7 protein-coding genes are annotated in these 8,773 nt (G+C 35.0%); 4 read left to right on the top strand and 3 right to left on the bottom strand.

The window, feature by feature from the left end:
• Positions 1 to 507 precede the first annotated feature (507 nt).
• Positions 508 to 1,545, bottom strand: coding sequence for a proline iminopeptidase-family hydrolase (locus tag ABD859_RS16130; RefSeq protein ID WP_345145627.1), 1,038 nt, complete (start codon positions 1,543 to 1,545; stop codon positions 508 to 510).
• Between the two features lie 43 nt (positions 1,546 to 1,588).
• A complete protein-coding gene (locus tag ABD859_RS16125) occupies positions 1,589 to 2,446 on the bottom strand; it encodes an alpha/beta fold hydrolase (RefSeq protein ID WP_345145626.1) in 858 nt (285 codons plus the stop codon).
• 390 nt (positions 2,447 to 2,836) lie between these two features.
• Between ABD859_RS16125 and ABD859_RS16120 the strand changes: the two genes are divergently transcribed.
• From ABD859_RS16120 to ABD859_RS16105, 4 genes are read left to right on the top strand one after another with little or no spacing between them, the layout of a single operon-like run.
• Positions 2,837 to 3,643, top strand: a complete 807-nt coding sequence (locus ABD859_RS16120; protein WP_345145625.1) for an alpha/beta hydrolase — start codon at positions 2,837 to 2,839, stop codon at positions 3,641 to 3,643.
• An 11-nt stretch (positions 3,644 to 3,654) separates the two neighbouring features.
• A complete protein-coding gene (locus tag ABD859_RS16115; RefSeq protein ID WP_345145624.1) occupies positions 3,655 to 4,344 on the top strand; it encodes an isochorismatase family protein in 690 nt (229 codons plus the stop codon).
• Between the two features lie 53 nt (positions 4,345 to 4,397).
• On the top strand, positions 4,398 to 6,179 hold the full coding sequence (locus ABD859_RS16110; protein ID WP_345145623.1) for an amidohydrolase: 1,782 nt from the start codon (positions 4,398 to 4,400) through the stop codon (positions 6,177 to 6,179).
• Between the two features lie 2 nt (positions 6,180 to 6,181).
• Positions 6,182 to 6,601, top strand: a complete 420-nt coding sequence (locus ABD859_RS16105) for a DoxX family protein (RefSeq protein WP_345145622.1) — start codon at positions 6,182 to 6,184, stop codon at positions 6,599 to 6,601.
• 154 nt (positions 6,602 to 6,755) lie between these two features.
• On the opposite strand, the gene ABD859_RS16100 is transcribed toward ABD859_RS16105, so the two are convergent.
• Positions 6,756 to 8,708: a sigma 54-interacting transcriptional regulator gene (locus ABD859_RS16100; RefSeq protein WP_345145621.1), complete on the bottom strand. Its 1,953-nt coding sequence runs from the start codon at positions 8,706 to 8,708 to the stop codon at positions 6,756 to 6,758.
• Between the last annotated feature and the right edge of the window lie 65 nt (positions 8,709 to 8,773).

The raw sequence follows: 8,773 nt of genomic DNA, 5'->3' as shown, positions 1-8,773 counted from the left end.
ATTTTAATATTATATAATCGATGCTTTATCTATCGGTTCTTTTCGAATCTCACGATTCTATTACTCTTATATTTTTGTCCCGATATAATCGGGACGGCTGTCAATTCAATATGTCTACGAACGTGTCTTTCTTTTTGTTTTTCGCTTGTTTCTCAAAGCGGGTGCAAAAGTAGTCACATTATTGAGATTTGCAAACCTTTCCTCGAAGTTTTTTGCTCTTTTTTTTAAAGTTTTTCTTAACACACTGGTAATGTTAATTTTAAAATTTAAAAAAAATCAATTAAATTAAAATTTTTTCCTACTTCGTTAATTTCTACACTTAATCATTAAATAATAAAGATCTTTTATTTAATTCTCAATCGGTATAAATCTGCACAATAAAAATTATTAGAACCTACATTACTATCACAAAATAGTAAAGTCATTTAGGTTTTAGTTTATCTTTATATATAAAAGTCCTGAATCTCTTCAGGACTTTTTATTTAAACTGATTTCAACAATTAATTATTATTTTGAAGAATCCTTCAAAAACTTAATCAAACCTGTCATATACGTTTGCTGATCATCATACATACTCATGTGGCTTCCGTTTTCGCAATACAAATACGTTCCGTTTTTAACTTGAGTTGCAACCCATTTCATGTGTTCAGGATCCATCGTGTCGTATTTTGCGCCGATTGATAATGTTGGAACTGTGATTTTTGGAAGTTCTTTGGTAATATCCCATTTTTCAAGTTTTCCAGAAAGTCCAAATTCGCTTGGCCCTTGCATCGTTACATAAAGCGATTGATTGATTTTAGCAAAAGATCTATTAACCGGTTCCGGCCATTTGCTCGCATCTAAACGCAGAATATGTTTCGAATAAAAATTAGGAACAAGCAGCTCCATATATTGTGGATTTTCAAAATCTTTATTTTTTTCAATTTCTCTTATTTTGGCTAACACTTTCGGATCCATTTGTTTTGCCAGCACTTCATCTGCATATTTATCGTATTCTATAGCGCTCATCATCATATTAGAAATGATAAGTCCTTTCATATTCTGCTGGTATTTAAGCGCATATTGTGAAGCTAAAATACCTCCCCAAGAATGTCCTAATAAATAGAAATTGTCTTTATCCAGTTTTAACGCTTGACGCACCTGCTCTACTTCTTCTACAAAACGCGATAAATCCCAAAGTGCAGGATCATTTGGATTATCCGAATTACCGCATCCCAATTGATCGTAGTAAATAAATTCAATTCCTTCAGCAGGAAGAAAACTTTCCATACACTCAAAATATTCGTGTGTCGCTCCCGGCCCGCCGTTTAATAGCAGTAATTTAATTTTTGGATTATTTCCGATTCTTTTCGTCCAAACATTAAATTTACCTTTTGGTGTATTAATCTGAACTACTTGCACACCGCCGGTTTTTATTCCCGATGTCGTATCTTTTAAATATGTCGTAAGATCTTCGCTTTTGTTTTCTGTGTTGTTTTTATCCTTACATGCCGTTAATAACAGCGTGCAGAAAGCGACCAATAAAGTTTTTTTGTAAGTATTCATAAGGGTTTGGGTTATTATTTTTTGGAATTCTAATATACTACTTTTATTTTTCAATAAACGCTGCAATAATTTTTGCAGCAGTTTCGCTGTGTTCTTCAAGAAGAAAATGACCGCCTTCTAACTGGTGAATTTTCGCATTGGGCAAATCTTTACTATAAGCTTGTCCTCCGGCTTCTACAAACATTTTATCATTTTTTCCCCAAATAACAACAGTTTTAGGTTGCTGCTTTTTAAAGTAATCCTGCCATTCTGGATACAAAGCAATATTACTTCCGTAATCTCGGAATAAAGCCAATTGAATCAAATCATTTCCTGATCTATCCAAATAATATTGATCTAACGAATAACTATCTGGACTTATTTTTTCGGGTTTTGAAGCGCCATCAAGATACGTCCATTTTGTTGCTTCAAGTTTTAAAAATGTTCTAGCTCCTTTTTCGGCTTCTTCGCTGTCACTTTCTATATAAGCTGCCAAAGGCGCAAGCGCTTCACCAAGTCCATCCAAATAAGCATTCGCATTTTGTATTATAAATGAATTCACTAATTCTGGTCTTCTCGACGCTATTCTAAAAGCAATCGGCCCTCCGTAATCCTGAACATAAAAATGAATGTTTTTGAGATTTAATTCATCTATAAAAGCTTCTATAACAACAGACAAATTGTGAAATGTATATTCAAATTCGTTTGTATTTGGCATACCGCTTTGCCCAAATCCTGGATAATCTGGCGCAATTAGAAAATAAGAATCCAAAAGCAGCTCAATCAGATTTCTAAACATGTGCGAAGAAGAAGGAAATCCGTGCAGTAATAATAAAGTTGGTTTTTCTGGATTTCCCGCCTGACGGTAAAAAATATCCAAACCATTAATCACTGCGTTTTTGTAATAAACATCATTTTTCATAGTAATACATTTTATTGACATCTAACTGATGTCGTTTTTATTTGAAAAGGCATTATACAAAAGCAAATCTGCTTTCTATAACCTTTCAAATTTCTGACATCTCGAAACATATTCGTTAGTCATATTTTCCCGAATAAGCAGCAATTTTTCCTTTCCAAAATTTATATCATTCATACCAAAAAAAATCAGTAAATCAATTCGTTACAATTATTAAAATACCTTTTTACGGTATATCGGCGAAATACATCCAAAAGTCTTTCTATTTCGTCAAATGAAATCTTTCATAAAACAAACAAACCTTTATTTTTCAACACATTAACCCAAAAGGCTTGATAATTGGCTATTCAAAATCTGATAACGTAACTGAAAAATAATTCAAAATTTAAATCAATGAAAGATGTATTTCAATTAAAAGGAAACCAAGGAACAATATTAAAGAAATTAATACTGACCTTTTTAATTATCATGTCGGCAAATATTTTGTCTGCTCAAAAACAGGTTAAAAATATAGTATTAGTACATGGAGCTTTTGCAGATGGTTCTGGCTGGGAAGAAGTCTATAAAATCTTAACCAAAAAAGGTTTTAATGTAAGTGTTGTTGCAAATCCAAATACTTCATTTCCTGAAGATGTAGCAGCTGCAAAACGAAGCCTTGACCGTGTTGAAGGGCCGACAATATTAGTAGGTCATTCGTATGGAGGCGCGATTATTACCGAAGCCGGAGACTCTGATAAAGTAGTTGGTCTGGTTTACATTGCTGCTTTTGTTCCCGATGCAGGAGAAACATTATTACAACTTGTTCAATCGGGCCCTCCAACTCCAAACTCAGGTATCGAAGCGCCGTCTGCTGATGGTTTTATCTGGTACGGAAAAGCAAAATTTCATTCTGGATTTTGTGCCGATTTAAGCAAAGAAAAAGCAGCTTTTCTGTATGACTCGCAAGTTCCAATTGCAGGATCTGCTTTTGTTGCACCAATAACTAAAGCGGCATGGAAAACAAAACCATCATGGTATATCGTTGCAACAGACGATCAAACTGTGCCGATTGAAGGAGCGCGTTTTATGGCCAAAAGAGCGAACGCAAAAGTTACCGAAATAAAAGCGAGTCACGCTGTCTATGTTTCTCAGGCAAAAGCTGTTGCAGAAGTTATAATTCGTGCTGCCACAGAAACTTCAAAAATAAATACTAATCAATAAACATAAAAATCATGAAAAAAAATCTTTTAACTGCAGTTTTAATATTACTATCAATAAGTGCGTTTGCGCAAAAACCAAGTCCGAGTTTATTAACTCCCACAAATCATACTCTGGTTATGATTGATTATCAAAGTCAAATGGCGTTTGCTACCAAAAATATCGATCCAGAATTATTAAGAAACAATGCGGGATTGGTCGCAGGAACAACAAAAATTTTTAATGTTCCTACGGTTGTAACGACTGTGGCAGAAACTACTTTTAGCGGTCCTGTTTTTCCAGAAGTTCAGGAGTTTTATCCTAAAGCTTCATCCAATTATATCGATCGTACAACCATGAATTGCTGGGAAGATACAAATGCTCAAAAAGCTATTGCGTCAAAAGGCAAAAAAACTTTGGTTATGGGCGGTTTATGGACAAGCGTTTGTATCGTTGGTCCTGTATTATCTGCCATTAATGAAGGATATACCGTTTATGTAATCACAGACGCCAGCGGTGATGTTTCTAAAGAAGCTCATGAAATGGCTGTAACCCGCATGGTTCAGGCAGGTGCGCGACCAATTACTTCATTGCAATATATTTTAGAATTACAGCGCGATTGGGCAAGAAGTGAAACCTACAAATCAGTAACCGATTTAATCGTGAAATACGGCGGTGCTTACGGAATTGGTATTCAGTACGCACGAGCAGTAATCAAACACTAAAACTAAATAGTATCAACCAGAGGCGCAAGTCTCTGGTTTTAATTTTAATAATTATGACAACACTTACTAAGTTACTCATTTTGTTCTGTTTAGTTGTATCCTCTTTTACTGCATCGGCACAGAAAAAAGCTTCTCTTATAATTATTAATGCTAAAGTGGTAACTTTAAACGACGCCTCGCCTCAAGCTCAGGCCATAGCAATAAATGGCGATAAAATTACGGCGGTAGGCACAAATGCTCAGATTCTAAAATTCAAAACAAGCCAAACAAAAACAATTGATGCCAAAGGAAAAACCGTTATTCCGGGATTATATGACTCACATCTTCACGTGATTCGCGGAGGTCGATTTTATAATACCGAATTACGCTGGGACGGCGTAAAAACGTTAAGCCGTGCATTACAATTATTAAAAGAACAAGCCCAAAGAACGCGAGAAGGTCAATGGGTTCGAGTTGTCGGCGGTTGGACTGAATATCAATTTGAAGAAAAAAGAAAACCAACTTTAGCAGAAATTAATGAAGCCACAGGAAATACTCCAACGTTTATTTTAAATCTTTACGGAGAAGCCTATTTAAATCAATCTGGAATAAAAAAACTCGGAATCGACGAAGACACTCCAAATCCAATTGGCGGATTGATTCAGAAAGATCGTTTTGGACAGCCTACAGGGCTTTTGGTCGCAGAACCTAATGCTTTTATTTTATATTCGACTTTGTCAAAACTTCCAGAATTAACGGCTTTAGAAAAAGTAAATTCGACTAAATTATTTATGTCTGAATTGAATTCTTTGGGCGTAACCAGTGTTATGGATGCGGGCGGCGGATTCCAAAATTTCCCAGACGATTATGCGATTACAGATTCTCTTTCAAAATTAAATCAGTTAACAGTACGTCTTCCCTATTATCTTTTTGCGCAAAGACCTGGAAAAGAATTAGAAGATTACAACAAGTGGATTTCTATGGTCGATATTGACGCGCATGTTCATGACGATAAACCAACGGAATATTATGTTCTGGGTGGCGGCGAAAATCTTGTGGCATCTGGAGGAGATTTTGAAAATTTTACAAAACCGCGTCCAGAATTACTTCCTGTAATGGAAAGTCAATTAAAAAATGTGATTGGTACTTTGGTCAAAAATCGCTGGCCATTTCGCCTTCATGCGACTTATGACGAAAGTATTGTTCGTTTTTTAAATGTAATTGAGGAAGTCAATAAAGAAACGCCGTTAAAAGATTTAGTCTGGTTTTTTGATCATGCAGAAACGGTTTCTGATGCAAGTCTTTTACGGATCAAGAAATTGGGTGGCGGTATTGCAATTCAACATCGTATGGCGTATCAGGCAGAAACTTTTATTTCTCGTTACGGAAAAAAAGCCGCTCTTAACGCTCCGCCAATTCGCAAAATGCTTGATTTGGGAATAAAAGTCGGCGGTGGAACAGACGGAACGCGTGTTGCCAGCTACAATCCGTGGGTAGGATTGTATTGGCTGGTTACTGGAAAATCATTGGGCGGAATCGAATTTGCTGCTCCAGAAAATCAATTGGATAGAATCACGGCTTTAAAGATTTATACACAAGGAAGCGCCTCTTTAATTCGTCAGGAAAAAGACAGAGGAACTATTAAAGAAGGTTTTCTGGCTGACATTGTTATACTTTCTGATGATTATTTGACAATTAATGCCGAAAAAATCAAAGACATTTCTTCTGATTTAACTATTCTGGACGGAAAAGTAATTTATGGAAAAGAGGATTTTCTAAAGTTTGCGCCAGTAATTCCGAAAGCAATTCCAGATTGGAGTCCTGTAAACTATTATGGTGGTTATCAAAAAAATTAACTATGAAAGAACATTTTCTCTCCTATATGTGCTCAAACAGTAATTTGAGGCATTTTGCTCTGCTTTTCTTTAGAACAGCAATTTCATTTGAGTTATTGATTGCACACGGTTTTAAGAAAATCGGAATTGGTGTTTCTATTGCCGAAATAGTTCCAAATCCGTTAGGTTTACCAGAATTCTTAAATCAGGCTTTTGCTATCGTTGCTAATATTGTAATGCCGTTATTTATTACAGCAGGATTATTTACAAAAATCGCGACACTGCCTATTTTAGCCGTTACATTAACAGGCTTTTTTATTGTGCATTTTCATGATCCAATCGCTGTAAAAGATGTTCCGTTTATATACAGCGTTTGTTTTTTGTATATAATGGTTGTCGGACCCGGAAAATTTTCTTTGGATTATTATTATTTAAATAAATAATTGCTCTCCTAATGCATCTGTAGAGGCGCACCGCAGTGCGTCTCACATTTTTTATTCTCCAAAGACATCCAGCTTTCGGTTGTTGGCATACTGTACGGAGACGCACTGCGGTGCGCCTCTGCGATCATGTTTGCGTTTAAAATTTATTTTTCAATTACTGATTTAAACTATTTACTCCCAGTTTTTTCATTTTAGAATATAATGTAGAAGCCGGAATATTTAAAATCTCTGCTGCACCGCCTTTGCCCGATATTTTTCCTTTGCATCTTTTTAGAATATACGTAATGTAATCGCGCTCATTTTCATGAATGGTTTGAATTAGAAATTCCTGTGTTTTTTCTTCTTCCGATTTTTTTGAATTTCCAGGTAACGGTATTTCGTTAATTTTAGAATCACTGCTCAATAAAATCGCTCTTTGCACTATATGTTCTAATTCTCTGATGTTTCCCGGCCAGTCATAATTTTCCATTTGCTGCAAGGCATGATCCGTAATTTGCGGTGCTTTTTTACCCAGCGATTCACTAAATGAAGTTATAAAATGAGAAACCAAAGCAGGAATATCATCCCTGCGTTCTCTCAACGACGGCACAGTAATTGGGAAAACATGAAGTCTGTAATACAAATCAAGTCTGAAACGTCCTGCTGCAATTTCTTCTTCTAAATTACGATTCGTTGCTGCAATAATTCTAACATTTACTTTTATAGGCGAAGTTCCTCCTACTCTTTCAATTTCTTTTTCTTGTAAAACGCGTAATAATTTAATCTGCATCAACATTGGCATTTCACCAATTTCGTCTAGAAAAACGGTACCGCCGTCTGCTGCTTCAAATTTTCCAATTCGTTTTTCAAGCGCTCCCGTAAAAGCACCTTTTTCGTGACCAAAAAAGAGAGATTCAGCCAGATTATCCGGAACGGCTCCGCAGTTTATTACGACCAGCGGTTTATTTTTTCTTGGAGATAATTGATGAATACTTTGGGCAACTTTTTCTTTTCCTGTACCACTTTCGCCCAAAATTAAAACTGAAGTTTCAGAAGGCGCGACTTTCTGAATATGATCAAAAACGGTTAGAATCTTTTTACTGCTTCCAATCATCGAACAAAATTCTGATGCTTTTTCTTTAACGACAATTGATTCTTTCTTTTTAACAACCGCAGTAATAACTTCTCTTTTCGAAGTATTCATTACAGACACAAATTTCGCAAAAACAGTTTCTAATTTTGTTAGAAGTGAAAGATGCTCATCGGTAAAACAATTTGCATTTCTGCAAAAAAAGAAAAAATTAAAAATTCCCTGATTTTCAATTCGAACCGGAAAAGCAATAAACGATTTTAGTCCAAAAGACTGTGCAATCATTCTTTTTATTGGCGAACTTTGAAATATTTCGGTAAAAGAATCTCCTTCGTAAATCTTCGGAAATTCTAATTTTGGCGAGTTTTCTTTTAATTCGAATAATTCTTGTTTGGTTTTTCCAGTAATTTTCGAAAATTTATCGGCATCGATAACTTCATAATTATCAAAATTTTTTCGAACCAATCCAATCGGGTTTGGATCTTCTGTAATAAAGCCTGTTCGAATGTAATCAAACGGAATATAAGTCTGCATTACCTGCGCGAGCTGTACCAATGCATTTTCCCATTTTACAGGAGAATTACTTATTGTTTCGATACTTTCTCGCAAAATATTTTCTTGCTGCGAATGCGATTCTAAAGAATGTTTATGACGATAACAAGCTATTTCTAAAGTAATTAAAACATCTTTTGCTCTAAACGGTTTTACTATAAAACCATAAGGATGTGTTTTTTTGGCTTCTTCTAATATCGATTTATTAGAATTGGCAGATAAATAGATAAATCCGATGTGATTCTTATTCAGTTCTTTAGCGAGATCAATTCCCGTTTCTTTTCCTTTTAACCGAATGTCCAGAAAAACTAAATCCGGTGTTTCTTTTTCAATAGCTTCTAAGGCTTGCGACACTGATTTTGCAACTCCTATTACTTGGTAATCTGCTTTTTGAAGAATAAATCGTAAATCATTTGCTTCTATAAATTGATCTTCTACAATGAGTATTTTCATCTTTTTATTTTCGGCATTATTTTGAAATTCCATATACTATATTTTTAAAGGAAATAGGGCTTTTTCCGAAATTAAAATTAAGAAAAATGCGATAAAAA

Origin of the sequence: Flavobacterium ginsengiterrae, assembly GCF_039539785.1 — a bacterium.
GTDB lineage: Bacteria > Bacteroidota > Bacteroidia > Flavobacteriales > Flavobacteriaceae > Flavobacterium > Flavobacterium ginsengiterrae.
The sequence above is the reverse complement of the archived record's forward strand: the minus strand, read 5'-3'. Positions and strand labels throughout refer to the sequence as shown.

Coding starts and splice junctions, on each gene's coding strand:
- ABD859_RS16120 (WP_345145625.1), top strand. CDS start 2,837: ATGAAAGATGTATTTCAATTAAAAGGAAACCAAGGAACAATATTAAAG.
- ABD859_RS16130 (WP_345145627.1), bottom strand. CDS start 1,545: ATGAATACTTACAAAAAAACTTTATTGGTCGCTTTCTGCACGCTGTTA.
- ABD859_RS16115 (WP_345145624.1), top strand. CDS start 3,655: ATGAAAAAAAATCTTTTAACTGCAGTTTTAATATTACTATCAATAAGT.
- ABD859_RS16100 (WP_345145621.1), bottom strand. CDS start 8,708: ATGGAATTTCAAAATAATGCCGAAAATAAAAAGATGAAAATACTCATT.
- ABD859_RS16110 (WP_345145623.1), top strand. CDS start 4,398: ATGACAACACTTACTAAGTTACTCATTTTGTTCTGTTTAGTTGTATCC.
- ABD859_RS16105 (WP_345145622.1), top strand. CDS start 6,182: ATGAAAGAACATTTTCTCTCCTATATGTGCTCAAACAGTAATTTGAGG.
- ABD859_RS16125 (WP_345145626.1), bottom strand. CDS start 2,446: ATGAAAAATGATGTTTATTACAAAAACGCAGTGATTAATGGTTTGGAT.